Source organism: Streptomonospora nanhaiensis (assembly GCF_026642255.1).
GTDB lineage: Bacteria > Actinomycetota > Actinomycetes > Streptosporangiales > Streptosporangiaceae > Nocardiopsis > Nocardiopsis tropica.
The window spans coordinates 7172634-7199399 of record NZ_CP113264.1 but is presented as its reverse complement, the minus strand read 5'-3'; the positions used below and the strand labels follow the sequence as shown (position 1 = coordinate 7199399).

Here is a 26766-nt window from a genome sequence, read left to right as displayed (position 1 = left end):
CTGTGGATAACCTGTGGAAACACTCCCTGTGAGGCATCTTGCACGGCCCGCCTACGCACAGTGTTTTTGCAGATCAAAGCCTATATGTGAGGGTCATGGCAAAGTTATCCACAGGTGATGTGCACAACCTGTGCCCGCCATGCCCCGCGCGGGGCGGGACATGGTGGTAATGGCTCCGTCCACAGGTCCCGTCCGCGGCGTCCCCAGCGGTCGCGATGGGGCATCCTGGAGGGGTCGGCCCGTTCGGGCCGGCGGAGTACGGTCCTGGGGAGAGCGTTCGTGAGTGTCGCTGAGCAGCCACCTGAAGAAGGCGGATACGAGCGCACCCCACCCCACGACATCCAGGCCGAACAGAGCGTGCTCGGCGGCATGCTCCTCTCCAAGGACGCCATCACCCAGGTCGTCGAGATCATCCGCTCCGCGGACTTCTACCGCCCCGCGCACCAGATCATCTACGACAGCGTCGTCGACCTCTTCTCCCGCGGCGAGCCGGTCGACGCCATCTCCGTCAACGCCGAGCTCACCAAGCGCGGCGAGGCCACCCGCGTCGGCGGCGCCCTCTACCTCCACACCCTCACCGAGGCCATCCCGACCGCCGCGAACGCCGGCTACTACGCCAAGATCGTCTCCGACCGGGCGGTCCTGCGCCGCCTCGTCGAGGTCGGCACCCGTATCGCCCAGATCGGCTACGCCGGTGACGGCGAGGTGGACGACCTCGTCGACCACGCCCAGGCGGAGATCTACAAGGTCGCCGAGAAGCGGACCGGCGAGGACTACGTGGTCCTCGCCGACATCATGCCCGGCGCCCTCGACGAGATCGAGGCGATCGGGGCCCGCGACGGCACCCTGACCGGCGTGCCCACCGGTTTCGCCGACTTCGACGCCCTCACCAACGGCCTCCACCCCGGCCAGATGATCATCATCGCCGCCAGGCCGGCCGTCGGTAAGGCCCTGGCCCTGGACACCCCCCTCCCGACGCCCGAGGGATGGACCACCATGGGGGAGGTGGAGGTCGGGGACCGACTCCTCGCCGCCGACGGCACCCCGACCCGGGTGGTGGCCGCCACCGAGGCGATGACCGACAGGCCCTGCTTCGAGCTCACCTTCGACGACGGCACCACGGTGATCGCCGACGCCGAACACCAGTGGCTCACCCATACCCGCGCCTCCCGCCGCGCGGCCCAGGAGGCCGGTGCCACGGGAAGTTCCCCCCGTGTCCTCCCCGGGGTGCGAACCACCCGGGAGATCTTCCGGACGCAGCGCCTGGACACCGCCGACCGCAGGTCGAACCATTCGGTGGTCAACACCTCTCCGATCGCGCTGCCGGAGCGCGACCTCCCCCTGCCGCCCTACTTCCTCGGAGCCTGGCTGGGTGACGGATCCTCGCAGGCGGCGCGGATCACCACCACCGATCCCGAGGTCCTCACGAACATCGAGGCCGAGGGACTGGTCACCAAGCCGGTGGGCCGGGGCACCTGCACCTACGGGATCTTCCTTCCGGCTGAGGACCCCTCCCGTCCGGAGAGGGAGTGCGTCGTCTGCGGGACGCGGTTCACCCCCCAACTGCCGCATGTGCGCAGCTGCGGTCAGTCCTGCGGCGGAAGGGCGAGGTTCGTCTCCGAGCCCGCGCCCCACACCACCTGCGCTGACTGCGGGACCCCCTGTTTCGGCCAGACACGGTGCCGGCGCTGTATCGACGACCACGGCAGCGTCCAGGCCCTGCTCCGCTCGCTCGGGGTCCTGGGCGACAAGCACATTCCCAACGCCTACCTGAGGGCGTCCGTGTCGCAGCGGCGGGCACTCATGGCGGGCCTGCTGGACAGCGACGGCACCGTCAACGCCGGCGGCTCGGTCCAGTTCGCGGTCACGAACGAGCGCCTGGCGAACGACTTCCGCGAACTCGCCCACAGCCTGGGCCACCGCACGGGGATGTCCCGCAAGCGGGTCCGGGGGCGCACGGAGGGTTCCTCGACCTGTTACACGATCACGTTCGGTGCCACGCGCGAGGTCTTCGGGATCGAGCGCAAGCAACGGGCCCATCGGGAACGCGGTGAGGGACGGGGCTACGCCCGGATCGGGTCCAGGTTCATCACCGGGGTCCGCCAGGTGGACAGCGTTCCCGTCCGGTGCGTGCAGGTCGACCACCCCGACCACCTGTTCCTCGCGACGCGTTCCATGATCCCCACCCACAACTCGACCCTGGCCCTGGATTTCGCGCGCGCGGCGTCGATCAAGAACGACATGGCCTCGGTCTTCTTCAGCCTGGAGATGGGCCGGAACGAGATCGTCATGCGCCTGCTGTCGGCGGAGGCCCGGGTACCCCTGCACACGATGCGCTCCGGCCTGATGACCGACGAGGACTGGGCCAGGCTGGCCAGGCGCATGGGCGAGGTGGCCAACGCGCCCCTCTTCATCGACGACTCACCGAACATGTCGATGATGGAGATCCGGGCCAAGTGCCGCAGGCTCAAACAGCAGCACGACCTCAAGCTGGTCATCGTCGACTATCTCCAGCTGATGAGTTCACCGGGGCGCGTGGAGAGCCGCCAGCAGGAGGTCTCGGAGATGTCCCGGTCCCTCAAGCTCCTGGCCAAGGAGCTCGAGGTCCCCGTCGTGGCGCTCTCCCAGCTGAACCGCGGCCCCGAACAGCGCACCGACAAGCGCCCGCAGGTCTCTGACCTGCGCGAATCTGGTTGCCTTGTCGCTGAGACGCGTGTGCTGCGAGCCGACACCGGTGCCGAGGTGACCTTGGGTGAGCTCTACCGGAGCGGTGAACGCGACATTCCGGTGTGGTCGCTCGACGAGCGGCTGCGCATGGTGCCCAGGACGATGACCCATGTCTTCTCCAGCGGGGTCAAGGACGTGTTCCGGCTGCGGCTGGCCTCCGGCAGGGAGGTCGTCGCCTCCGGCAACCACCCCTTCCTCAACCTCGACGGATGGACCGCCCTCGAGAACCTCGGAGTGGGGGAGAAGGTCGCGGTGGCCCGGAGCGTTCCTGAGCCGGACCGGACGGCCGAGTGGCCCGAGGCCGAGGTCATCATGCTCGCACACCTCATCGGGGACGGTTCGTTCGTCCGTCGCCAGCCGATTCGCTACGCCAACACCGACGAGGCGAACCTCGCGGTGGTGGAGGAGGCCGCCCGGCACTTCGGCATCACGGCGGTACGGGACGAGTACGCCTCCGCGCGGACGACGACACTCCGGCTACCGGCCCCCTTCCGGCTGACGCACGGGAAGCGGAACCCCATCGCAGCGTGGCTGGACGGTCTGGGGCTGTTCGGACTGCGCAGCCACGAGAAGTTCGTTCCCGAGGGGGTGTACTCCCTTTCCGACCGCCAGATCGGCCTGTTCCTCCGGCATCTGTGGGCGACGGACGGCAGCGCCTACTGGAACGAGAAGGGCGGCCAGGCACGCATCTACTACTCGACCACGAGCCGTCGTCTGGTCGACGGCATCGCCGTACTGCTCGCCAGGCTCGGCATCATGACGCGGATCAAGAAGGTGCGGAAGAGCGGCTACCGGGTCTGTTACACCCTTGACGTCTACGGGATGGACAACCAGCGCCGCTTCGCGGAGGTCGTCGGATGCCACGGTGCCCGGTCGGCGCGGCTTGCAGAGTGCGTGGCCGGCATGGAGGGTCGACGGGGCAACACCAACCTGGACACGATCCCCGTGCAGGTGTGGGACAGGGTGCGGACGACCATCGGCGCCAAGGGCATGACGCACAGGCAGTTCTCCACCGCCATGGAGACGGAGTTCTGCGGCAGTGCGATGTGGAAGTCCGCCCCCAGCCGGACGCGGCTGTCCAGGGTGGCAGCCGTGCTCGACGACGGCGATCTGGAACTCCTGGCCACGAACGACGTCTTCTGGGACGAGGTCGTGGAGATCGAACCTTTGGGAGAACGAGAGGTGTTCGACGCCACGGTGGAGGGCACCCACAACTTTGTCGCGAACGGCATCAGCGTCCACAACTCCATCGAGCAGGACGCGGACATGGTCATCCTGCTCTACCGCGAGGACGTGCACGACAAGGAGTCGCCGCGGGCGGGCGAGGCCGACATCATCGTGGCCAAGCACCGCAACGGCCCCACGGCGGACGTGACCGTGGCCTTCCAGGGCCACTACAGCCGGTTCGTCGACATGGCGCCCGGATAGGCCGTCGCGTCCACGGCCGCGTCCACGCCGTCCAGGTCGGGTGAGCCCAGGCTGTCGTGCACCAGGTGCACGGCGGCCCCGGTGATCCCGCAGAACTCGGAGATCCCCACGCGCAGCTGGATGTCCAGTGACGTGTCGAAGCCGTGCGCCGCGTACTCCTCGGAGGGGTCCGCCCGGCCGGGTTCGTCCCCGGGGCGCAGGACCGGGTCGCACCCCTCCCGGTACAGGTCGAGGGCGTCGACGGTGTATCCGGAGGAGGGGCCCGCCGCCCCGCGACGGGCCCCGTTTATCGGTCAGCCTCTTTGCCTATTTGTGGTCAAGCCGATTTGTCGACAAAGAGTCACGGCCGTCTCACCGGGAGTCCCCGACGATCATCCCCTCCCGCATCTCCAGGTGGCGGCCGGCGAACCTCCCGCGCATCGTCCGGTCGTGTGTCACGATCACCAGAGCCCCGGTGAAGTGCGACAACGCCTCCTCCAGCTCTTCCACGAGACCGGGGGAGAGGTGGTTGGTCGGCTCGTCCAGCAGCAGGAGGTCGTGGACCCCCGACGCCAGTCGGGCCACCTCGATCCGGCGGCGCTGCCCGACCGAGAGCGACGCCACCGCCTGGTCCATCTCCTTGGGGCGGAACAGTCCGAGCGAGGCCAGTTCCTCCCGGTGCTCCTCGGCGGGGCCGGGGCGGCCGGACGCGTACGCCTGGAGCACGGTCCGCCGGGAGGGGGACACACCGTCCTCCTGCCTCAGGAAGCCGACCCTCGCCGGGACGGAGACCCGACCCGGGCCGGGGGCCAGCTCCCCGGCGAGGACCCGGAGCAGGGTCGACTTCCCCGCCCCGTTGGGGCCGGTGACCAGGACGCGCTCACCCGGTGCCAGCTCCAGTGCGGGGACGTCGAGCCGGTGGTCGACCCGCACCCGCTCCAGTTCGGCGACCGGCGCCGGGCCGGGCTCCCCTTGCGGGGCCCCGGTGAACTCGGCGGTCATGCGGAGCGGGACCGGAGGCGGAGCCACCGGGTCCGAGGCCAGCCTCTCCAGCCTCTCCTTGGCGTTGCGGATACGGCTCATGGAGCCGTGCGCCCGACTGCGCATCCTGAACCCGCCGTGCCCGAACGCGGCCTTGTCCACCTTGCGCGGGATGGCCCGGAGCGCGGCGACGCCGTTGTCCGCCAGCGTCCTCTGCCTGGCCAGGTCGGCCCTCCAGTCCTGGTACTCCCGGATCCACCGGGCCCGGGCCGCCGCCTTCGCGGCCAGGAACCCGGAGTACCCGTTGCCGTACCTGTTGATCCGGTGGAGGTCGTGGTCGACCTCCAGGACGGTGTCGGTGACTCCGGCGAGGAAGGCGCGGTCGTGGGTGACGGCGACCACCGTGCCCCTGTGGTTCCGGAGCCGGTCCTCCAGCCAGGCGACCGCGCGGTCGTCCAGGTCGTTGGTGGGCTCGTCCAGGAGGAGCAGTTCGGGCGAGGCCGCCAGCATCGCGGCCAGGGCCAGACGTGAGCGCTCCCCTCCGGAGAGCGTGCGCAGCGGGCGCTCGCGGTCCAGTCCGGGAAGGCCCAGGCCGTGGAGCCCGGCGTCGACGCGCGCGTCGGCGTCGTAACCGCCCCGTGTCTCGAACTCGGCGAGCAGGTCGCCGTAGCCGTCCATCTCCCGGGCCGTGGCGGAGCCGAGGCGGGCCTCGGCCACGCGCAGCCGCGCCTCCAGGTCCCGCAGGTCGGCGAGTGCGGAGTCGATCGCGTCCGCCACGGTGCCGGTCCGCACGCCGACCCCCTCCAGGGTCTGGGGCAGGTAGCCGACCCCGCCGGGCGCCCTGACGGTGAGGTCCCCGTTGTCGGGGCGCTCCTCGCCCGCCAGCAGGCGCAGCAGGGTGCTCTTGCCCGATCCGTTGTCCCCGATGACTCCGACGCGTTCGCCCGGGCCGATGGTCAGGGTGACACGGTCGAGGACGGTGTGGTCGTCGTAGCGTTTGGTGATCTCGTCGAGGGTGAGCTGGGAGTGTGCTCGAAGTGCGGCGGTGTGCATGTGCGCGCCTCCTGGGCTGCGGTGCGGTCTGGCGGTACGGGGCCGCGGATCGCCGGAGGAGCACGCGTGCCGGCTGGTTTCGGACAGGGCTCGCACGGGCGAGACGGGGTCCGGTACAGCGGGAACGCTGAGGCTTCCCTGGATCGACCGCGGTACGGCGACGCCGGCGGAGCCGCACGGTGCCGGAGGGGCGACAGGGGTGTCGCCGCTGGGCAGCGGGTGCGGCGGTGCTCGGACGCGGGCGTCTGGCGCGGATCTACAGGAAGATGTACAGCCTCATGTGCAAGACGGTACGTCTCGTTTTGCCTGGCGTCAAGTGTGCTTTCGGTGAGACGGGGATCACTCTCGGTCGGCGCTTCGGGGCCTATATGCGGACGACCGGATTCTGATTAATTGCCAAACCGTTTTAGCGGCGGAGTGGCGTTGTCCGGTTCGGGGGCCGGTTCCGGGACGCGTGAAGGGGCCGCCCCCGCAGGGGCGGCCCCTTCACGTCACTCGCTCTTCATGAACTCCGGAGCACTCGCCGCGGTGGCGAAGGGCTCACTCGACGGTCGCTCGTGCGGCTACAGCCAGCGGGCCTCCGGGCGGGTCCGACCGTTGTGGTCGGTGACCAGCACCCAGTGCATGATCGGGTATTCGGACGCGATGGCGTCGGCGTCCTCGCGCGGTTGCGGGACGTGCACGGGCTCGGGCGTAAGGCCGGAGAGACGGCGGGTCGCAGCCGCGGGGCGGATACGCCGACGGGGCGTCGCGGAGCGAGTGGGGTGTGGTGCACGGTCTGTCCAGCGCGCCATGGGCCCTCCTCGTTTCCGTATCAGATGTTATGAGTTAACCCTATGTTCACCTTCGCGTCAATTCGATTGGCTTGCGAAGGTTCGCGCCCGCTGGGTAGGGATGCCGTGTTGCGGATCTGAAAGGGGTTCTTCCCCGGGGGGTGTTCTCCCATGCCGGGGCGGTGTGGGCGGGCCTCCCGGCATGCGGGCGGCTGCGGTGCGAGGGCAGGGAGGTGTGGCCTCGAGGCAAGGTGAACGGAAGGTGAACGAAGGGCGAATCAGGCGGGGCGGCCCCGCGCCAGGGTCCGCACCCGGGGCCGCGGCCGGCACGGGGAGCCCGGAGCACGACGAAGGGCATCCGCCCTCGGCGGATGCCCCGTGACGGTGGTCGGGACCTGCGGCGGCTCACTCCTTGAAGATGAGCCCCACGACCTCCAGGTAGAGCTGTTCCGGGTACGGGATGAAGGAGATCCGGCTCAGGGCCTGGTCCTGACCGGCGGACTCCATCACGAAGGTGCCGTAGCCGAGGAAGCGGCCCACCAGGGTCCGCTCGAACCTCATGTCCGTGACCTTGCCCAGCGGCATCATGTTGACCTGTCGGGTGATCAGCCCCGTGGTCAGCAGGAGGCGCGCCGACGTGATGACGAAGTAGTCCACGGACCACTCCGCGACCCGCCAGACGAACCACACCAGCACCAGCAGCCACAGCCACCAGATGATCGCCAGAGCTGCGGCGCTGTCCGCGATCTGGGTGTTGCTGATGATGCCGGCGACGATCAACGCACCGAGGACGGCCCCGACCGGTCCGATGAGGACCGCGGGGTGCCGACGGATGGTCACGACGTCCTGCTCGTGCGGCAGAAGGTAACGGTTGACCGACGCCGGAGCGCTGTTACTCGACGCTACGAGCCGCATGGCACCCGTCCATCCCCACTACGGCAGCAGTGCGTTGACGAAGCGGGACATGGACTCCGCGCCACCCATCAGACCGCCCAACGCGCTCTGGATCACACCAGCGGCGCTTTCAGGTTGCGTGAGCAGATAAAACGCCACGAAACCGATGAGAGCGTAGCCGCCCCATTTCTTCAACTTCGCCACGACTGACTCCCCTTGGAATCCACCTGACCCACCAACCCAGCAGTGATTGTTCCATTGACAATGATGCCCGTAAAGCCTGGGGCGCACCCTCGGCGTGGCGGTATGTCCGGCCTACCGCGCTTGCGGGCTCTGTCCGGTTCCGGTGGTGTTGGTGAACCAGTGTTCGGTCGACCGGAATACGGTCGAAGCCCCTCGCAGGTCAGGGCATTAGGGATGGTTTGTCCGGAGAAGGGAGGGACTTCCCCGGGACCGATTGGTTCCCCGGCCGGAGGCGAGTGACGGTCGGGCCGAAACTCGTGGTTCGTGCGGAGCAGATCCCTAGTGCTGCTCGGCGAAGGCCAGGGCGAGCACCTGGAGGTGCTGCCGGGCGATCCGCTCGACGAGATCGGGGGTGGCCCGGCCCATGACGTCCTCGGCGCCGTGTCTGGCGGCGTCGACGCAACGGGTGACGGTGGAATCGTGGTGGACGCCGGAGAACTCCGTGGACAGTCGGTCGACGACGGAGCCGTAGCGGGGGTCGCGGTCGGTCGAGGGGGAGGGGGTCTCGGGCATCTCACTCCTTGAGGGCCGTGGGGGCTGATGGCGCAGCGTGCGCGGTCGGGGTCTTTGGGTAGTCGGCGGAGGGTTGCCTGAACGCCGCGCAGGAAGCGGACACGGGCCTCCGCTCCGGCGGACCCCGGCCGTGCGGCGTGGTTTCGGTCCGGCTGTCCTTCGCGGTTATGGGTGGTCAGGAACCATGATCACTCTAATCTGTTACGTTCCAATCTCGAAATGAATTCGGCTAATGCAAGCCGTGTCGACGCTTGCGTCCGGAGGGGTGCGCCACCTGGTCTGACGCGGCTGCCTCCGGGTTCAATGCCCGATTTTCGGTCGATCATTCGTCCGGCGTTCAAAAGAGCCGAAAAAGCGCCCAACCGGTGATCCGGTTGGGCGCTGAGGCTCCTGGGGTCGAGGGGAGGGCTCAGGCGCAGCCGTACAGGCGGTCGCCCGCGTCGCCCAGCCCCGGGAGGATGAACCCGTTCTCGTCCAGGCGTTCGTCCACCGCGGCGGTCACCACGCGCAGGGTGGCACCGTGGTCCGGCGCCAGGGTCTCGGCCAGCTTCTGCTCCACCGCGACCAGTCCCTCGGGGGCGGCGAGCAGGCAGATCGCGGTGACGTGGTCCGCGCCCCTCTCCACCAGGAGCTTGAGCGCGGCTGCCAGGGTGCCGCCGGTGGCCAGCATCGGGTCCAGCACGTAGCACTGGCGGCCGGACAGGTCCTGCGGCAGCCGGTCGGCGTAGGTCGCCGGCTGGAGCGTGTCCTCGTCGCGGGCCATGCCCAGGAAGCCGACCTCCGCGGTCGGGAGCAGGCGGGTCATCCCGTCGAGCATGCCCAGACCCGCGCGCAGGATCGGGACCACGAGGGGCGTGGGACGCGTCAGCTGTGTTCCGGTGGTCTCCACGAGAGGAGTCCTGATGGTGACGTCCGTCACTCGGACGTCGCGGGTCGCCTCATAGGCGAGCAGGGTCACCAGCTCGTCGGTCAGGCGCCGGAAGGTCGGTGAGTCGGTCCGCACGTCGCGCAGGGTGGTCAGTTTGTGCGCGACCAGGGGATGGTCGACGACCAGGGTTTCCAAGGCGTTCTCCGGGTGAGCTGGGATAACGGGACGGTGGCTGGGGATGGGGGTCCGCCCGAGTCTAACCGCGCGTACCACCCGGAACAGGGCGTCCCGGAGCCGCGCCTGTCACGCGGTGGACCTGCGGGGGCGCCCGTCCGCTCCCGGGGCGGCCCGACGGAACCGCCGGGGCGGCAGCGCGGGCCCCGTTCTCATGAGAGCGTGGTCCGGACTGACACGGACCGAGGGAGGCGGCGGAGCGGGAGTGATCGTTACCATTGCACTCGCGCGGGCGCGGCTCTTCCTCGTCCGCACCGATACACCGGCCGGGTTGGGGTGACGATGACAGTACTCGATCATGGTGACGACGACTCGGGTGATTTCGCGGCGGTCGCGTACAGGGAAGAGGAGTACTGGGACGTCGACCTCCTCCCCGTGACGCTGACGCACGACCTGAAGGGCCTGATCCACGCACTGCGCCAGCAACCGAGCATCAGCGGCTCCCTCGGACTGGTCTCGGTCGGCGACGACTTCTTCATCATCGTGCGGGTCTACGGGGAGGACGTCTCCCTCTTCCTCTCCGACGTCACCGCGTCGGTGGACTGGCAGGTCGCCAGGGACGTCCTCGACTACCTGGACATCGACCTCCCCGACGACGACGACCTCGACCAGGTGCTCCCCGCCGGTGACCTGTCCATCGTCGCCGACCTCGGCCTGGACGAGATGGAGCTCGGCGCCCTCGCGGGCGATCTCGACCTGTACCCCGACGAGGTCCTGGCAAGCGTGTCCGAACGCCTCGGATTCGCACAGTCCTTCCAGCGTGTCCTGGACGGGATGGGGTAAGGGACCCCTGGTAAAACACCCTGGAGAACAGGAGAGCACGCGGTGTCGACCTTCGCAGCTGTCTTCGCCCCCAACGGGAAGACATGGCGGGGAACCGAGGTCGAACTCGGGGACGTGGACGTCATCGACGACGTCACCGACCTGATGCTCGACTTCGCCGCAGAGCGGGGCAGCGACAGCGCGCTCCTTCTGGTGGAAGCCGACGACGAGTGGTTCGCCGTCGTGCGCGCCTCGGACGACGGCGGTGAGCCGCGCGTGTACCTCTCGGACGGCCGTGTGGTCCACGACCACCCCGTGGCCTCGGTCCTCTCCGAAGCGGGCGCCCTCGGCGCCCCGCAGCCCTCGGAGAGCGCGGGCGCGCGCCCCAACCCGGTACCGGTGGGCGACGGCGACCTGATCACCGACCTGGGCGTGGACGGCGACGAGCTGCGCTCGCTGTCCGTCGGCAGCGGCGTCCTTCCCGCCGACGTCCTCGCCGTCGTGGCCGAGCGGGCCGGGTTCGGCGACATCCTCGACGCCATGAGGCTGTGACGTGGACGACCGCGGGGTCCTCGACGCCGCGCTGTGGACGGCGGTCGCCGAGGCCGAGCTAGCCCTGGCCACGGGCGACGTCCCGGTGGGGGCGATCGTCCTGGACGCCGCGGGCGCGGTCCTGGGGACGGGGCACAACGAACGCGAGGCGGCGGGCGACCCCACGGCGCACGCCGAGGTGCTGGCCCTGCGGGCCGCGGCCCGCGCACGCGGTGAGTGGCGCCTGAGCGGCTGCACGCTGGTCGTCACCCTCGAGCCCTGCGTGATGTGCGCGGGCGCGACGGTGCTCTCCCGGGTGGACCGCCTGGCCTTCGGCGCGCGGGACGCCAAGGCCGGCGCTGTGGGGTCGGTGTGGGACGTGGTCCGCGACCCGCGGCTCAACCACCGGCCGGAGGTGGTGCCGCCCGACCTGGTCGGCGCGGACGTCGCGGCGAGGTGCGCCGAACTCCTGACCGCGTTCTTCGAGCACCGCCGCGGGGGTCGGGACCGCGGCTGACCAGCCCGCCCCGGAGGACGTCCGGGACGCCGCCGGAACCGCTCGCGCCATCCGGTTTTCCGCACGGCGGAGCATCCGGTAGAGTTGCTCGCGGTGGAGTCGCCTAGTGGCCGATGGCGCCCGCCTCGAAAGCGGGTAAGGGGCAACCCTTCGAGGGTTCAAATCCCTCCTCCACCGCACGAGGCCGAAGTTCACGCAGGTGAGCGTAGGGCCGGTAGAGGTAGCGAGGGCCGGTTGATCCGGGCCGGTGCACATACGGTGCACACGGTCGGAGAGACCGGCCTTTCGCGTGTCCGGGGTTCGATCCCCGGGGAGGCTCCGTCAGGATCCTCACGCGGCGGTGGCGAGAGCCTTCACACGGGCCGGCGTCCATCGCGTCGGCCACCTCGTCCAGGCGGTCGGGGAACAGGCGTCGGCCCTCTTCGTACCAGGTCCGCCGTAGCGACCTCTTATGCCGGGCGCAGGTCGGGCAGCGCGATTCCAGGGTGGAGCCGCAGGGGGCGTCGATCACCTCGGTGGCACCGGTGGCGATGTTCGTGCGTCGGAGAGAGACGGGGCGGATGCGCACGCCGTGGTCGGCGGCGACCTGTTCGGCCACCTCACGGGCCAGGGGTTGCGCGAGGCGTTCGGCCCTCGTTGACTTACCGGTAGGCGTCGGCATCGGCCCACCCGCAAGTGGGGTGGCGACGAAGCCTTGATAGGCGGGTCGGTTATGACGTGGTGGGGCGGCATCATGTGCTCCATCACGCTGGTGTTCCTCGTGGTGGAGTACCGACAACTGCGTTTGGCGAAACGGGCCCAGGAACCCGCCCCTCCCTCCGAGGCAGAGCCAGCCGCGTAGCCTGCTGCCGGCACAACTGGACACACGTACAGAGTGGGAGCCCTCGTGACCGTACGCAGTCCCCTTGAACTTCTGGTGCTGAGGGCAGCTGCCGGAATGATGTTCGTCGGTGCTCTGATCATGCTGGTGTGGGCCAGCCCCCTCATGGGGGAGCCGATGTGGCCGCACATGCTGTTCGCCGGAGTCATGTCGGTGTGGGCACCGATGCACTACTGGCTGCTTCGTCGTCACGACCGAGTTCAACGTTCCGTCTCCCCAGCGACGGAGGAGCCCGCCCCGTAGCGATCAGCCATCGCGGTGATGTCCTCGTCCGGACCGAGCATCCCCTCTTGAGCGACCCAGGAGCCCTGACCATGTTCGATCGGTTCACCCAACAGGCGAAGGACGTCACCGTCCTGGCGCGCGAAGAGGCCGTGGAACTCAGGCGCAACCACATCGGCACCGAGCACCTGTTGCTCGGACTGCTGAAGCAGGGAACGGGGATCGCGGCCGGCGTCCTGGGGAGCTTGAGCCTGGACCACGGAACCGTCCGGGCCGAGGTGGTCAGGACCGGTGGTCGTGGACGATGGCGTTTCCGGTCCTACCTGCCCTTCTCCCCCGACGCCAGGAAGTCCCTGGAACAGACGCTGTACGAGTCGTTGCAGGTGCGGCACGACTTCATCGACACGGAGCACCTGTTGCTCGGTCTGCTCCACGAGGACCACGGCGCGGCGCTTCCCGTGTTGCGCGGCCTCGGTGTTTCCCCGGAGCTGGTCCGTGAGCAGGTGCACGGAGTATGGGCTCATCTGTCGCAGCAGATCCAGGAGCAGGCGCACGGGCGAGCGGGCTGACCGCCAGGACGATGGGAGTCGTCTTGGGCGGGAGCCTGTTCGGCATCCGCCTGGAGAGCTACGAGAAGGTAGGGGACCAAGCATCCCCTCGTGAGTGATCCAGGAGCCTCGGCCATGTTCGAGCTGTTCAGCCCCCGCGCCCGGCGCGTTGTCGTCTTCGCCCAGGAAGAGGCCAAGAGGTTCAATCACCAGGTGATCGGGCCAGAGCATGTGGTGCTGGGAATCCTGTCGGACGGAGAGGGAGCCGCCGCCGAAACCCTGGTGGGCTTGGGCGTTCGCGACGATGCTGCTGTGATCGAAGTTCTCAAGATCACCAAGCCCAGGAGGGGCGGCGCGGGTGAGGGTTATCTGCCGTTCTCGTCTGAAGTAACGACGGCCTTTCAGCACGCCGCGACCGAGGTTCGAAGCTCCGGAGCAGACGAACTCGAACCGGAGCATGTTCTTCTGGCGCTGCTGCGTAAGAAGCGAGGAACGGGAGCCAAGTTGCTCCGTGGCCTCGGCATCTCACCTGATGCGGTTCGCGATCAGGTGCGGACGATGATGGCTCAGCCGGCTGAAGAAGCCGGAAAGAGACCCGTGGGCAAGCGGATCGACTACTACGACGACCCCAAGGCCCCGACGGCGAACAATCTCGTCCCGTCGGTGAACGTGTTCGTGGTCAACGAGCGCGACGAGGTGCTGATGATCCGCCGTACCGACAACGACAACTGGGCCGTCCCTGGCGGTGCGCTGGGTCTGGGCGCTTCCGTGCCCGACGCCGCCGTTCGGAAGACGCTGGAGGTGACCGGCATAACCTGCGTGATCACCGGCACCATCGGCATCTACAGCGACCCGAAGCACATCATCTACTACACGAGCGACGGCGAAGCGCGGCAGGAGTTCTCGCTCGTGTTCGCGGCATATCCGCTCGCGGGTGAGCCCACGCCGAGCGACGAGTCCAGGGAAGTCGTCTGGGTGCCCAAGCACGAGCTGACCGGCTACCGGATGGACCGGTCCATGCGTTTGCGCGTGGAGCACTTCCTTGCCGGAGGGCCGACCTACATCGGGTGAGGGGCCGCGATCCTCGGCCAGGCGCCGTTCCACGAACCGCAGCGACGCCGTCAGCAGCGGCGAGGGGCGGGTACGGGGAGCGCACCTGTTCGGCTGCCCCAGAGGAGGGCGCCCAGCGACGGGGAAGCGGTCCTTCGAGCAGTTCTCGCGCGAGCTCCCGCGTCCAGCGAACATGTTCCGCATGTACCGGGCCAGCCGGTGGGAGTTTCCGGCCCTTGGACGAACCGGCCCCTGCCGTGGACGGCGATGACAAGTCCGGTTGCCTCCAGCGCGGAGAGGGCTTGACGGGCCGTCCCCCGGGAGACGTCGTACTGGCGGACGAGGGCGGCTTCGCTGGGCAGGGTGCCCCCGGGTGCGAGGTCACCGCTCAACCGCCCCCGGTTCGCCGGGGGCGGTCTTCTCGTCCGCGGGTTCGGGGCGGCGGGCCTTCCGGCCGTACCCGGCCCGGGGCGCGGGCGGCCCGCCCCGCCGCCCGCGCCCTCCCGCTACGGGGCGGGGGCCGGGCCCGTGCTCCCGCGGGCCGCGAAGGCCGCCGCGGGAGACCACCGCTCCGCGACGGGGAGGCCGTCGGCGCACTCCAGCGCAGACGCGCCGACCTCCGTCCCGTACCGGTAGACGTCCACGCTCACGCTGGTCAGCGCCGGAGAGGACAGGCGGCACAGGGTCGAGTCGTCCCACGCGACCATGCTGACCTGCCCGGGGACGGAGACGCCCATGTCGCGGGCGGCCTCCAGGCCGGAGACGGCCATGACGTCGTTGTCGTACAGGATCGCCGTCGGGGGCCGCTCGCGGCCGAGCAGTTCCCGGGTGAGCCGTGCGCCCTCCTCGTGCGAGTAGTCGCCCTCCAGGACGACGGGGGCGGCGATCCCGGCCCGGCGGCAGCCCTCGGCGAGGGCCGCGGTGCGGGCACGGGTGTGCAGCAGCCGGGCGGGCCCGGACACCCGGGCGATCCGCCGGTGCCCCAGGTCCAGGAGGCGTGCCAGGGCCTCCCGGACCGGGGTCACGTGGTCGGTGCGGACCGCCGGGGCGCCCGGGGGGTCGGGCTCCTGGACGCCCGCCAGCACCGTCGGCAGGCCGAGCCCGCGCAGGAGGGCGGGCCTCGCGTCCTCCGCAGCGAGGTTGACCACGACCACCGCGTCGACCAGGCGCCGCTCCGCCCACCGGCGGTAGGTGGCCTCCTCGGCGTCCGCGTCGGTCACCAGGTGCAGCAGGAACGCCATGTCGCGGGCGGCCACGCGCTCCTCGATCCCGGCGACGAACTCCATGAAGAACGGTTCCGCGCTGAGCAGGCGGCGCGGCCGGGCCAGGACCAGCCCGACCGCGCCGACGGGTTCGGGACGGCCCATCAGACCTGTTTCGCCGACGCGTGCGGCGTGTTCGCCGAGCGGAGGACGTGCGCCGTGGTCAGCGAGAGGGGGTCGATCTCCGCCCCGGTCCGCACCGTGAAGCTGTGCGTCTCCCCGGCCAGCAGGTCCACGAGCATGTCGTCCACCTCGGCGTCGCGGGCCGCCCGGTCGGCGAGCACCGAGACGTCGCGGGCGAACGAGGACGCGCGCACGTCCACCCGGTAGCCGCCCGGGACGGGGACCGCCACGGCGGTCAGGGCCTCGGGGTCGTAGGCCAGGTGGCGGTCCTCCCGGAACGTGTGGACGACGCGCACCTCCCCGGACGCGGCCACGAAGACCTCCCGGTCGGGGTCGGCGGGGGCAAGGAGCAGCCGTTCCGGCTCGACCTCGGCGGTCGAGCGGGGCGGCACGGAGATCTGTGCGTTCCCGGTGTGGAGCACCTCGCCCCCGAAGCCCTGGCGCCGCAGGTCGAGGGGGCCCGTCCAGGGTTCGTCGGTGTCGTTGACGGCGATGACGACGAGGCGCCCGTCCCTGGGCTGGACGGTGAGCATGCGGGGCGCGTAGGCGCGGCGGAGCGCGTACCAGAGGGGCTTGGGCCTCTCGTCGCCGTCCACGGCCGCCCAGGAGGTCACCGGCCAGCAGTCGTTGAGCTGCCAGACGAGGGCCCCGGAGGTGCGGGGCCACCAGGACCGGAAGTGCTCGATGCCGAAGGCGACCGCGCGGGCCTGGTTGAGCTGGGTGGCCCAGTGCCAGTCCTCGAAGGTGCGCGGGGTGTGCAGGTGGGCCGAGTACCCCCGGTCGAGCTTGCCGTTGCCGTCCTCGGCCTTCTGGTGCAGGAGGAAGGCGGGCGAGGTGGGTGTGAGCGGCTCGTCGTGCACCCAGTCGGTGAGGGTGGTCCAGGTCGGGGGGCCCTGGAAGCCGAACTCGGAGCAGAACCTGGGGACGTGGTCCTGGTAGGCCCGGTAGTCGGTCTGGTTCCAGACGGTCCACTCGTGGCGGGTGCCGTGCGCCTCGGCGTTGGGGTGGACGTCGTCCGGGGCGAACCCGGGGCTGTACGGGCTGCCCGCGGAGTAGAAGCGGGTCGGGTCGAGTTCGGCGACGATCCGGGGGAAGAGGTCGGTGTAGTAGCCGTGGCCCCAGGTGCGGTCGCCGAGCTGCTCCTGCCAGCCCCAGTCCATGAAGCCCCAGAGGTTCTCGTTGCCGCCGTTCCAGAGGGCGAGCGAGGCGTGCGAGGTGAGGCGGGCGACGTTCTCGCGTGCCTCGGCCTCGAACTCGCTCCGCAGCGGCTCCTCCTCCGGGTAGGCCGCGCAGGCGAGGAGGAAGTCCTGCCAGACGAGGACGCCGCGCTCGTCGCAGACGTCGTAGAAGTCCTCGCTCTCGTAGATCCCGCCGCCCCACACGCGCAGCATGTTCATGTGCGCGTCGACGGCCTGGTCCACGCGCCGGGCGAGGCGGTCGCGGGTGATCCGGGTGAGGAAGTGGTCGTCGGGGATCCAGTTGGCGCCCTTGACGAAGATCGGCCTGCCGTTGACGGTGACGGTGAAGGGGGTGCCGTGCTCGTCGGGCTCGGTGTCCACGGTGACGGTGCGGAAGCCGATCCGGCGTTCGGCCGTGTCCAGGGCCGCCGGGGCGTCGGAGCCGGCGGACGCGTCGCCGCCCGGGGCGAGGGTGACGGCCAGGTCGTACAGGGGGTGGTCGCCGTAGCCGACCGGCCACCACAGGCGGGCGTCGGGGACCTCCACGACGACGACGCCGGTGTCGGCGTCCGGGGCCAGGGTCGCGGTGGCCGTGTGCCCGGCGACCTCGGCCGTCAGGGTGAGGGCGGCCGGGGCCTCGGTGAGGGAGCGCTCGACGTCGGCGTGGACCTCGACCCGGCCGACGCCGTCCTCGCCGACGGTGACCAGCGGGCGGACGGAGGCCAGGCGGGCGGTGCTCCAGCGCTCCAGGCGCACGGGCTTCCAGATCCCCGCGGTCTGGAAGTCGGGGCCCCAGTCCCATCCGAAGGAGCAGGCCATCTTGCGGACCATGTTGTACGGGTGGGTGTTGGTGTGGGGGCGCGCGCCGAGTGCGTCGCGGACCTCCTCGGCGTACTCCAGCGCGGGCCGGAACGAGACGGTGAGGTCGTTGGAGCCCTCGCGGAGGACGCGGCCCACGGGGAAGCGGTAGCCGCGGTGCATGTTGGCGGTGGTCCCCAGCTCCACCCCGTTGAGCTCGACGGTGGCCACGGTGTCGAGGCCGTCGAAGGCCAGGTCCACGTGTTCGGAGGGGGCGGCCTGCTCGGCGTCGAAGGTGAGGGTGTAGCGCCAGCCCACGCGGTGGGCCCAGGCCAGCTCGGTCTCGTTGGAGTCGAGGTAGGGGTCCGGGATGAGCCCGGCGGCCAGCAGGTCGAGGTGCGCGCTTCCCGGTACCAGGGCCGGGACGGAGCGCCCCGCGATGTGCTCGGGGACGGTTCCGGTGGCGCTCGTCAGCAGCCAGCCGTCATGCAGGGTGCGGCGGATCATCCTCTGCCTCTCCGGGGGTGTGGGGACGGCCGCCCGGGGGAGGCGGGCCGTCGGCGGCCGGGCGCGCCGATGTGCGCCGGACCACTCCGGAGATTCTTACTTCGATGAACTAACTAAGTCAATGGGGTGCGGTGACCCCGTCGGAGGTGAGCGGTCCGCGCCCCCGCTCACGGACGGGGCCTGCGCCCCGCCGATCGGCCCGCGGGCTGGTCCGCGCCGGCCTCCCCGGATGCCCGGTCGCGGGCCGCCTGCCGGGGGCCGGGCGACCGCCCCCGGGGGGAGGGGCGCGTGCGGCGGTACGCTGGTACGCGCCCCGCCGGGGCGCGGCGGCAGGGCCTCTGGGCGTACACCGAGGCCGCTCCCCGCGCGGACGCCACGGCACGGAAGCGGCGGAGGTTCCCTTGGGCGGTCCATCACGCGCCACCCCCCACACCACGAGCAGGGCGGCGGTCCTCGACGTCATCCGGGCGGCGGGCACCATCAGCCGGGCCGGGCTGGTGGCCGCGACCGGGTTCACCGGGGCGACCATCTCCACGGTCGTCCGCGCGCTCATCGACGACGGCCTGGTCCGCGAGACCGGCCGCGCCGAGTCGACCGGGGGCAAGCCGCGCGTGCTGCTCCAGCTCGACCACGGGGCCCGGTACGCCGTCGGCGTGCACCTCGACCCGATGGGCGTCACGTACGCGCTCACCGACCTCACCGGCGCCGTCGTGTCCAGGGTGACCAGGGCCGACGCGGGCGGCGACGACCCCGCCGCGATGGTCGCCCGGACGGCCCGCCAGGTCGACTCGCTGGTCGAGGGGGCCGGGGTGGAGCGCGACCGGGTCCTGGGCGTGGGGCTCGTCTCCGCGACCGGGGGCGCGAGGCCGCTGCCGTCGATGCGGCACTGGGCGCACTTCCCCGTGGCGGAGGAGCTGGAGAGGGCCTGCGGCCTGCCCGTGGTGCCCGGCAACGACGCGACCGCCGCCGCGCTCGGCGAGTACTGGTCCGGAGGCGTCGGCGAGACGTCGGTCTTCGCCGCCGTGTACATGGGGACCGGCATCGGCGCCGGGATCCTGGTCGACGGCATCCCCTACCACGGGGCCAGCGGGAACGCCGGGGAGATCGGGCACGTGTGCCTGGACGTGGACGGCCCGCCGTGCTGGTGCGGCGCGCGCGGATGCGTCGAGGCGCTCGCCGGGCCCGCCGCGGTGGTGCGTGCCGCGCGTGCGGACGCCGGACTGGCGCGCGCCGCCGGGCTGGGGGCGGCGGGGGCCGGCGGCACGGACGGCGGCCCGACGGACGGCCCCGGGGGCGGCGGGCGCGCGGAGCGGTCCGAGGCGGCGGAGTTCGCCGCCGTGGTCCGGGCCGCGCGTCGCGGCGAGCCGACCGCGCGCGCCCTCCTGGAGCGCTCCGCCCGGTACCTGGCGGCGGCGGTGCGGACGCTGGCCAACGTCATGGACCTGGACCTGCTCGTGCTGACGGGGCCGGGCCTGGCGGTGGCGGGGTCCGTCTACCTGCCCGCGATCAGGTCCGAGCTGGAGGGCGCCTTCTTCGCCCGCGCCAGCCACCCCGTCGAGGTGCGCCTGTCCGCGTCGGCGGCGACGGCACCCGCGATCGGGGCGGCGACCATGGTCCTGCAGTCGCGGCTGGTGCCGCTGCGGCCGCGCGTGCGCCTGCCCGAGGACCTGTCGGAGTCGGCGGCGCCCGCTCCCCGGTGAGCGGAGGCGGAGCGGGGCGCGTACCGCTCCGCCGGGCGCGTCCGGCCCCGACCCGGGCCGTGCCCCGGCCCCTGCGCCGCCGGGGCGCGTGGACGGCCGCAACGCCGCGACCGCCCGGGGCCTCCGCCGCGGACGCGGCTCAGCCGGCGCCCTCCAGGTCGGCGAGGGCCCGGTCGAGCCAGGTGAGCCAGAAGAGCTCCAGCTCGATCCCGCCCTGGAGCACCAGGCGGTGCACGCGGTCCCGCTCGGTCCCGTGGCCGCGCGCCGCGTCGCGCCTCTCGAACTCCCGGTACTCGGCCAGCCGCTCCCGGTGCAGCGCGCGGTGGCGGCGCAGCTCGTCCACCATGTCCCCGCCGACCCCCACGACGCCCGTCGCGCGCAGGCGCAGCAGCAGGGGGTCGCGGGGCGCGCGCGGGTCCTCGCGCACGCCGACCCACCGCTCCAGCTCCTCCCGGCCCGAGGGCAGGACCTCGTACTCCTTCTTCTGCCCCCGGGTCGGCCCCTCGCCGTCCAGGGCCCTGATCAGCCCCGCCTTCTCGAGCTTGCCCAGCTCCCGGTAGATCTGCTGGTGGGTCGCCGACCAGAAGTACCCGATCGAGCGGTCGAAGCGGCGGGTCAGCTCCAGCCCGGAGGACGGCTTCTCGAGCAGGGCGGTCAGGATCGCGTGGGGCAGGGACATGAGCGCATTCTAGGAAGGTCCGGGGACGTCAGGCGTCGGGCGGAAGGTGGCGGACCCGCACGGTCCCGCCGGTGACGGACGTCTCCAGGGTCTCCAGCCCGGCGGTCGCCGGACCGTGGACGACCGACCCGTCGTCCATGTCGAACTCGCTCCCGTGCCAGGGGCAGCGCAGGCACCCGTCCACGACGGAGCCGTCCGCGAGCGGGGCCCCCATGTGCGTGCACGTCCCCAGCACCGCCCGCACGGCGTCCCCCGTCCGGACCACCACGACCGGCACGTCGCCCAGCGAGGCGCGCACGGGCTCCCCCTCGTCGAACCCGTCGAGCGGGCCGAGGTCGTGCCAGCCGCCGGGCACCAGGTCGGTCAGGTGGTCCGCGCTGTTGGCGCCGCCCGCCCGGTAGTAGGCGATGTGTCCCCCGAGGGAGCCGCCGAGGGCGACCGCCCCCATGCCCGCCAGGGCCAGGGCCCGCCCCCAGCCCTGGCGGTCACGCGCCCGGGCGAGGGAGGAGGACGCGAACAGCAGGCTCCCCGCGGCGTTCGACGCGGCGTGGACCACGCCCACGCGCTGCTGCCTCTCGTGCTGCTGCGACCAGTCGGCGAGTCCGCTCACCACCGCGGGCAGGGTGGCCAGCAGTCCGGTGTTCACCAGCGCGTGGGCGCTCCGGCGGTTGTCCCCCGGCAGGAGGTCGAGCAGGACCGCCGACATCCACGCGCCGATGGGCAGCTGGACCAGGATCGGGTGGGCCGGGTGCCCGAGCTGCACACCGTTCAGCAGGTCGCGCGCCCGGCCGCGGGGGATGCGCCCCGCCACCCGCTTGAACAGGGAGACCGCGGGGTCGAGTCCGTCGTTCCGTTCGATCTTGCGTACGCCTTCACCAAGCCTCATGGTGGGACGGCTACCCCGGTCCCCCGGGTTCACTCCCCGTTCCGGGGGGCCGGGGAGGGCTTGAACCGGATTTTCCCTGTCCGGCCCCGGGGCGCGGGCACCCCGGGAGCGGCCCCTCCGCCGGGCCCCGGCTACAGCGCGGCGGCCAGTCTGGTGCCCTGGTCGACGGCCCTCTTGGCGTCCAGTTCGGCGGCGACGTCCGCACCGCCGATGACGTGCACGCCGATCCCCGCCGCCGCCAGCTCGTCGGCGAGGTCGCGGCGCGGCTCCTGGCCGGCGCAGAGCACCACGGTGTCCACGTCGAGCACGGTCTTGTCGTCCCCGACGGTCAGGTGCAGGCCCTCGTCGTCGATCCGGTCGTAGGAGACGCCGGCGATCATCTCCACACCCCGGTGGCGCAGTTCCAGGCGGTGGATCCACCCGGTGGTCTTCCCGAGGCCCGCGCCGACCTTGTCCGCCTTGCGCTGGAGCAGGTGCACGGTGCGCGGCGGGGCCTGGCGCTCGGGGGTCCGGAGCCCGCCCGCCGTCGTGTGGCCGGTGTCCACGCCCCACTGGCGGAAGAACACGTCGGGGTCCCGGCTCGCGCCCTCGCCGCCGTCGGTCAGGAACTCGGCGACGTCGAAGCCGATGCCGCCCGCGCCGATGATCGCGACCCGTGCGCCCACGTCCGCGTTCCCCCGCAGGACGTCCGCGTAGCCGACCACCTTGGGGTGGTCGACGCCGGGGATCTCCGGCGTGCGCGGGACGACCCCGGTGGCCACCACGACGTCGTCGAAGCCGGTCAGGTCGGCGGCGGTCACGGTGGTCCCCAGCCGCACGTCCACGCCGTGCTTGTCCAGCTGCACCCGGAAGTAGCGCAGGGTCTCGTCGAACTCCTCCTTGCCGGGCACGCGGCGGGCCATGCGGAGCTGGCCGCCGATCTCCTCGGCCGCGTCGAACAGGGTGACCTCGTGGCCGATCCCGGCGGCGGACACGGAGAAGGCGAGGCCGGCGGGGCCGGCGCCGACGACGGCCACGCGCTTGCGGTTCCTGGTGGGGGAGAGCACCAGTTCGGTCTCGTGGCAGGCACGCGGGTTCACGAGGCAGGAGGTGATCTTGAGGCTGAAGGTGTGGTCGAGGCAGGCCTGGTTGCAGCCGATGCAGGTGTTGATCTCCTCGGGGGTCCCGGCGGCAGCCTTCGCGACGAAGTCCGGGTCGGCGAGGAACGGCCGGGCCATGGAGACCATGTCGGCGTCGCCCCCGGCGATGACGGCCTCGGCGACCTCCGGGGTGTTGATGCGGTTGACCGCGACCAGCGGGACGGACACCTCGCCCATCAGCTTGCGGGTCACCCAGCTGTAGGCGCCCCGCGGCACGGACGTGGCGATGGTGGGGACGCGGGCCTCGTGCCAGCCGATGCCGGTGTTGATGATGGTCGCGCCGGCCTCCTCGACGGCCTTGGCGAGCCGGACGACCTCGTCGAACGTGGAGCCGCCGGGCACCAGGTCGAGCATGGAGAGCCGGTAGACGAGGATGAAGTCGTCGCCGACGCGCTCGCGGACGCGCCGCACGATCTCGACGGGGAAGCGCATCCGGTTCTCGTAGGAGCCGCCCCAGCGGTCCTCCCGGTGGTTCGTCGCGGAGGCGATGAACTGGTTGACGAGGTAGCCCTCGGAGCCCATCACCTCGACGCCGTCGTATCCGGCGAGCCTGGCGAGCTCGGCCGCGCGCGCGAAGTCCTCGATGGTCTGCTCGACCTCGGAGTCGGACAGGGCACGGGGGGTGAACGCGCTGATGGGGGCCCGGATCGCGCTGGGCGCGACGGACTGCTCGCTGAAGGCGTACCGGCCCGTGTGCAGGATCTGCATGGCGATCCGGCCGCCCTCGCGGTGCACGGCGTCGGTGATCACGCGGTGTTCGGCGGCCTCGGCCTCGGTGGTCAGCTTGGCCGCGCCGGTGTAGGTGGCGCCCTCGGGGTTGGGCGCGATGCCGCCGGTGACGATGAGGCCGACGCCGCCGCGGGCACGCTCGGCGTAGAAGGCGGCCATCCGCTCGAACCCCTGGGGGGCCTCCTCCAGGCCGATGTGCATGGAGCCCATGATCACGCGGTTGGGGAGGGTGGTGAAGCCCAGGTCCAGGGGTTCCAGAAGGTGGGGGTAGTCGCTCATGCTCGTCTCCTCGCGCGGTTGCCCGGTCGGTGTCCGGCCGACCTCGACTTCATTATGCAACAAGTTGCAAAATGACTCGCGCGGTGCCCCGGCGACGGTTCGCGGACGACGTCCGAGCGCGCCCGGGAGCACGGTCGGGGCGGAGCCGCGGCGCGACCCGGAGGCCACGGCGTCCACGCGCGCCCGGGGGTGCGGGACCGCCGGGCGTCCGGCTCAGGCCGGCTCCACCGGCAGGAGCGCGGGGCGCTTGGCCGCGCGGCCGTCGCCCGAGGAGCGGCCGCGCAGGCGTCGGAGGATCCACGGGCCGAGGAAGGTCCCCAGCCAGCGGACCTCCTCCGCCACCGCGAGCAGCGCGCTCCGCTCGGGCATCCGGGGCAGGGCGTCCGCCCACGACCCGTCGGCGCCGGGGAGCGTCAGCGCGGAGGCCAGCGCTCCGGCGATCCGGTCGTGCCCCAGCGGCGTGCAGTGCAGGCGGTCGGTGGCCCACAGGCGCCGGTCCGTGGACACCTCGTGCGCGGCGACGTCGGCCACGACGACACCGTGCCGCCCGGCCGCGGCGCGCAGGCGCTCGTTGAAGTCCAGCACCCTGGGCAGCAGGGGCTTGGTCAGCGGGGCGATCCTGGCGATGTCGGGGAAGGTCAGGGTCGCCACCCGGGCCCCCGACGCGGTCAGCTCGGCGAACATCGCCTCCATGTGGCCGACCACCGCCCCGGCGTCGTACCCGGACCGGATCACGTCGTTGACCCCGGCGAACACGGTGGCCACGTCCGGGCGCATCTCCAGGGCGGGGGCCAGCTGCTCCTCGCGCACCTGGCGGGCCAGCCGCCCCCGGACCGCGAGGTTGGCGTACTCCACCCGCGCACCGGTGGCGGCCAGGCGGTCGGCGAGGCGGTCCGCCCAGCCCCGGAGCCCGGTCTCGTCGTCACCGTCCCCGACCCCCTCGGTGTGGCTGTCGCCCAGCGCCACGTAGCGCAGGTCCCCCTCGAGCTCCATGCCCTCTCCTCCTCCTCGTGGACAGCACCGGAAGAGTACTCCACTCGATGACTAATCATTTAGGGGAGTAGGGGTAGGCGGACGGAGGCGCGTGGCGGTCCGGCACGGCGCCGGTCCCTGCTCCTAGCGTGGACCGGGGCGCCCCCGTGGCACCCCGGACCTGCGATGACGCGCCCAGGAGGAACCAACGTGGCCAGGAACACCGTCGCCGAACAGCTCGTCCGGACGTTGGTCGCCGCCGGGGTGACCCGGATCTACGGGGTCGTCGGCGACAGCCTCAACCCGGTCGTCGACGCCGTCCGCGAGACCGACGGCATCGAATGGATCCACGTGCGCAACGAGGAGGCGGCGGCGTTCGCCGCCTCGGCCCAGGCACAGATCGACGGGGGGCTCGCCGTCTGCGCCGGGTCGTGCGGCCCCGGCAACACCCACCTCGTGCAGGGCCTGTACGACGCCCAGCGCAGCGGAGCCCCCGTCCTGGCCATCGCCTCCCACATCCCCTCGCGCCAGATCGGCACCGGCTACTTCCAGGAGACCCACCCCGAGAGGCTGTTCGCGGACGTCACCGAGTTCCGCGAACTCGTCTCCGAGGCCGAGCAGATGCCGCGCCTGGCCCGGATCGCCGTCCAGCACGCCCTCGGCACCCCCGGCGCGGCGGTCCTCGTCCTGCCCGGGGACATCGCCGGGCGCAAGGCCGTGGGCCCGGCCGACACCAGCCCGGTGGCCGCGGGACGCGCCACCGCCTGGCCCGCCGAGGACGACGTGCGCGCGCTGGCCGAACTGATCAACGCCGCCGACAAGGTCGCCCTGTTCTGCGGCGCCGGGGCCAGGGAGGCGCACGACGAGGTGATGGCCCTGGCCGGACGGGTGCACGCCCCGGTCGGTCACACCCTGCGCGGCAAGGAGTGGATCCAGTACGACAACCCGTACGACGTCGGCATGATCGGCCTGCTCGGCTACGGCGCGTGCTTCGAGGCCCTGCACGGCGCCGACCTGGTGCTGATGCTCGGGTGCGACTTCCCCTACGACGACTTCCTGCCCAGGAAGAACGTCGTCCAGGTCGACCACGACCCGCGCCGCCTCGGCCGCCGGGTGCCGCTCCGGCTGGCGGTGCACGGGGACGTCGCGGCGACCCTGCGCGCCGTGAGGCCGCTCGTCGGGGAGCGCACGGCCGCCTCCGCCACCCGGTTCCTCCACGACATGCTGGCCCGCCACGAACGCGCGCTGACCAAGGTGGTGGACGCGTACACGAGGGACATCGAGCACCACACGCCCGTCCACCCCGAGTACGTGGCGAGGATCCTCGACGAGGAGGCCGACGGGGACACCGTGTTCACCGTCGACACGGGCATGAACAACGTGTGGGCCGCCCGCTACCTGACCCCGAACGGCCGCCGCCGGGTGATCGGCTCGTTCACGCACGGCACCATGGCGAACGCGCTGCCGCACGCGATCGGCGCGGCCTACGCGGCGCCCGACCGGAAGATCGTCTCGCTGTCCGGCGACGGAGGGCTGAGCATGCTCCTGGGCGAGCTGATCACCGTCCACCAGCACGACCTGCCGATCACCACGGTCGTGTTCGACAACTCCTCGCTCGGCATGGTGAAGCTGGAGATGATGGTGGACGGGATGCCCTCCTTCCAGACCGACCACCCGCGCGTGGACTACGCGGCCGTCGCCGGAGCGATCGGCATGCGCGCCCTGAGGGTGGAGAGCCCCGACCGGGTCCGCGACGCGCTCAGGGAGGCCCTGGCGGCCCCCGGGCCGGTGCTGGTGGACGTCGTGACCGACCCCAACGCGCTCTCCATCCCCTCCCGCATCACCGCCGACCAGGTGGCGGGCTTCGCCCTGTCCGCGGGACGGACCGTGCTCCGGGGAGGGGTGGGGGCGATGGTGGACATGGCCCGCTCCAACCTGCGCAACATCCCCCGGCCTTAGGCCGCGGGGGCCGGTCGCCCGGGCGGGGGAGAGCGGCCCGGAAACGGCCGACCGGGACCAGGATCGGGGCCGCGAACGGCGAAGGCCCCGACCGGTGTCCGGTCGGGGCCTTCGTCTCGGCAGCTAGCCGCTGCGGAGGATAGGGGATTCGAACCCCTGAGGGCTTGCACCCAACACGCTTTCCAAGCGTGCGCCCTAGGCCACTAGGCGAATCCTCCGCGCACAACTCTACACGCCGGAGGGGGGTGGTCCGAACGGGTTCGCCGGGGCGCTCCCCGAGGGCCGCCGGGAGGGTCCCGGGAAGGCTCCGGGGAGCGCCCCGGCGGGCGGTCGGGGCCGTCGCGCGGACCCG

Annotated in this window: 23 protein-coding genes, 2 tRNA genes and 2 pseudogenes; 11 read left to right on the top strand and 16 right to left on the bottom strand. The window is 71.7% G+C overall.

Annotated elements, in window-relative coordinates:
* Positions 1-279: 279 nt before the first annotated feature.
* Positions 280-4155 carry a replicative DNA helicase gene (locus tag OUQ99_RS31215; RefSeq protein WP_267947328.1) on the top strand — a complete coding sequence of 1292 codons (3876 nt, stop codon included), beginning with the start codon at positions 280-282 and terminating at the stop codon, positions 4153-4155.
* On the opposite strand, the gene OUQ99_RS31210 is transcribed toward OUQ99_RS31215, so the two are convergent.
* The 7 genes from OUQ99_RS31210 to upp form a co-directional block, all read right to left on the bottom strand.
* The gene (locus tag OUQ99_RS31210) at positions 4122-4265 is read right to left on the bottom strand and encodes a hypothetical protein (RefSeq protein ID WP_267947327.1); all 144 of its coding nucleotides are present in this window, start codon (positions 4263-4265) and stop codon (positions 4122-4124) included. The genes OUQ99_RS31215 and OUQ99_RS31210 overlap by 34 nt on opposite strands.
* Positions 4266-4506: 241 nt before the next feature.
* Positions 4507-6168 carry a TlrC/CarA/OleB/SrmB family ABC-F type ribosomal protection protein gene (locus OUQ99_RS31205; RefSeq protein ID WP_267947326.1) on the bottom strand — a complete coding sequence of 554 codons (1662 nt, stop codon included), beginning with the start codon at positions 6166-6168 and terminating at the stop codon, positions 4507-4509.
* 563 nt (positions 6169-6731) lie between these two features.
* Positions 6732-6962 (bottom strand): hypothetical protein, encoded by a 231-nt coding sequence (locus OUQ99_RS31200; RefSeq protein WP_267947325.1) that lies wholly within the window; start codon positions 6960-6962, stop codon positions 6732-6734.
* A gap of 384 nt (positions 6963-7346) precedes the next feature.
* On the bottom strand, positions 7347-7856 hold the full coding sequence (locus OUQ99_RS31195) for a PH domain-containing protein (RefSeq protein WP_267947324.1): 510 nt from the start codon (positions 7854-7856) through the stop codon (positions 7347-7349).
* An 18-nt stretch (positions 7857-7874) separates the two neighbouring features.
* Positions 7875-8039, bottom strand: a complete 165-nt coding sequence (locus tag OUQ99_RS31190) for a hypothetical protein (protein ID WP_170293704.1) — start codon at positions 8037-8039, stop codon at positions 7875-7877.
* 318 nt (positions 8040-8357) lie between these two features.
* Complete coding sequence (locus tag OUQ99_RS31185; RefSeq protein WP_267947323.1) at positions 8358-8591, bottom strand: hypothetical protein; 234 nt, start codon at positions 8589-8591, stop codon at positions 8358-8360.
* 409 nt (positions 8592-9000) lie between these two features.
* Complete coding sequence (upp, locus tag OUQ99_RS31180; protein ID WP_267947322.1) at positions 9001-9654, bottom strand: uracil phosphoribosyltransferase; 654 nt, start codon at positions 9652-9654, stop codon at positions 9001-9003.
* Between the two features lie 321 nt (positions 9655-9975).
* On the opposite strand from upp, the gene OUQ99_RS31175 reads away from it, so the two are divergent.
* From OUQ99_RS31175 to OUQ99_RS31160, 4 genes are all read left to right on the top strand, one after another.
* A complete protein-coding gene (locus tag OUQ99_RS31175) occupies positions 9976-10476 on the top strand; it encodes a tRNA adenosine deaminase-associated protein (protein ID WP_267947321.1) in 501 nt (166 codons plus the stop codon).
* Positions 10477-10518: 42 nt separating this feature from the next.
* Positions 10519-11007: a tRNA adenosine deaminase-associated protein gene (locus OUQ99_RS31170; protein WP_267947320.1), complete on the top strand. Its 489-nt coding sequence runs from the start codon at positions 10519-10521 to the stop codon at positions 11005-11007.
* 1 nt (position 11008) lies between these two features.
* Entirely contained in the window at positions 11009-11503 is a 495-nt protein-coding gene (locus OUQ99_RS31165; RefSeq protein WP_267947319.1) for a nucleoside deaminase, read from the top strand.
* Between the two features lie 92 nt (positions 11504-11595).
* Positions 11596-11680, top strand: a tRNA-Ser gene (locus OUQ99_RS31160).
* Positions 11681-11969: 289 nt separating this feature from the next.
* Here the strand turns inward: OUQ99_RS31160 and OUQ99_RS31155 are convergent.
* A pseudogene (locus tag OUQ99_RS31155) lies at positions 11970-12164 on the bottom strand (replication initiator); the annotation flags it as partial.
* A gap of 255 nt (positions 12165-12419) precedes the next feature.
* Between OUQ99_RS31155 and OUQ99_RS31150 the strand changes: the two are divergent.
* From OUQ99_RS31150 to OUQ99_RS31135, 4 genes and pseudogenes are all read left to right on the top strand, one after another.
* Complete coding sequence (locus OUQ99_RS31150) at positions 12420-12626, top strand: hypothetical protein (protein WP_267947318.1); 207 nt, start codon at positions 12420-12422, stop codon at positions 12624-12626.
* Positions 12627-12673: 47 nt separating this feature from the next.
* Positions 12674-13174 (top strand): Clp protease N-terminal domain-containing protein, encoded by a 501-nt coding sequence (locus tag OUQ99_RS31145; protein WP_267947317.1) that lies wholly within the window; start codon positions 12674-12676, stop codon positions 13172-13174.
* Positions 13175-13288: 114 nt separating this feature from the next.
* Positions 13289-13702, top strand: a pseudogene (locus OUQ99_RS31140) (Clp protease N-terminal domain-containing protein); the annotation flags it as partial.
* Between the two features lie 48 nt (positions 13703-13750).
* Positions 13751-14224, top strand: a complete 474-nt coding sequence (locus tag OUQ99_RS31135; RefSeq protein ID WP_267950578.1) for an NUDIX hydrolase — start codon at positions 13751-13753, stop codon at positions 14222-14224.
* A gap of 50 nt (positions 14225-14274) precedes the next feature.
* On the opposite strand, the gene OUQ99_RS31620 is transcribed toward OUQ99_RS31135, so the two are convergent.
* From OUQ99_RS31620 to OUQ99_RS31120, 3 genes are all read right to left on the bottom strand, one after another.
* Positions 14275-14595, bottom strand: coding sequence for a GntR family transcriptional regulator (locus OUQ99_RS31620; RefSeq protein WP_346660226.1), 321 nt, complete (start codon positions 14593-14595; stop codon positions 14275-14277).
* Positions 14596-14709: 114 nt separating this feature from the next.
* On the bottom strand, positions 14710-15570 hold the full coding sequence (locus tag OUQ99_RS31125) for a LacI family DNA-binding transcriptional regulator (RefSeq protein WP_267947316.1): 861 nt from the start codon (positions 15568-15570) through the stop codon (positions 14710-14712).
* The gene (locus OUQ99_RS31120) at positions 15570-18071 is read right to left on the bottom strand and encodes a glycoside hydrolase family 2 protein (RefSeq protein ID WP_267947315.1); all 2502 of its coding nucleotides are present in this window, start codon (positions 18069-18071) and stop codon (positions 15570-15572) included. Before OUQ99_RS31120 ends, OUQ99_RS31125 begins: the two co-directional genes overlap by 1 nt.
* A gap of 401 nt (positions 18072-18472) precedes the next feature.
* Between OUQ99_RS31120 and OUQ99_RS31115 the strand changes: the two genes are divergently transcribed.
* Positions 18473-19771 (top strand): ROK family transcriptional regulator, encoded by a 1299-nt coding sequence (locus OUQ99_RS31115; RefSeq protein WP_267947314.1) that lies wholly within the window; start codon positions 18473-18475, stop codon positions 19769-19771.
* Between the two features lie 139 nt (positions 19772-19910).
* Here OUQ99_RS31115 and OUQ99_RS31110 read toward each other — a convergent pair whose 3' ends face one another.
* From OUQ99_RS31110 to OUQ99_RS31095, 4 genes are all read right to left on the bottom strand, one after another.
* A complete protein-coding gene (locus OUQ99_RS31110; protein ID WP_267947313.1) occupies positions 19911-20450 on the bottom strand; it encodes a PadR family transcriptional regulator in 540 nt (179 codons plus the stop codon).
* A 28-nt stretch (positions 20451-20478) separates the two neighbouring features.
* Entirely contained in the window at positions 20479-21336 is an 858-nt protein-coding gene (locus tag OUQ99_RS31105; protein ID WP_267947312.1) for a Rieske 2Fe-2S domain-containing protein, read from the bottom strand.
* Between the two features lie 131 nt (positions 21337-21467).
* Positions 21468-23483 carry an NADPH-dependent 2,4-dienoyl-CoA reductase gene (locus tag OUQ99_RS31100; protein WP_267947311.1) on the bottom strand — a complete coding sequence of 672 codons (2016 nt, stop codon included), beginning with the start codon at positions 23481-23483 and terminating at the stop codon, positions 21468-21470.
* A gap of 213 nt (positions 23484-23696) precedes the next feature.
* Positions 23697-24476, bottom strand: a complete 780-nt coding sequence (locus OUQ99_RS31095; RefSeq protein WP_267947310.1) for an SGNH/GDSL hydrolase family protein — start codon at positions 24474-24476, stop codon at positions 23697-23699.
* A gap of 189 nt (positions 24477-24665) precedes the next feature.
* On the opposite strand from OUQ99_RS31095, the gene OUQ99_RS31090 reads away from it, so the two are divergent.
* Complete coding sequence (locus OUQ99_RS31090; protein WP_267947309.1) at positions 24666-26414, top strand: pyruvate dehydrogenase; 1749 nt, start codon at positions 24666-24668, stop codon at positions 26412-26414.
* Positions 26415-26547: 133 nt separating this feature from the next.
* Here OUQ99_RS31090 and OUQ99_RS31085 read toward each other — a convergent pair.
* A tRNA-Ser gene (locus OUQ99_RS31085) sits at positions 26548-26632 on the bottom strand.
* Positions 26633-26766: the final 134 nt, after the last annotated feature.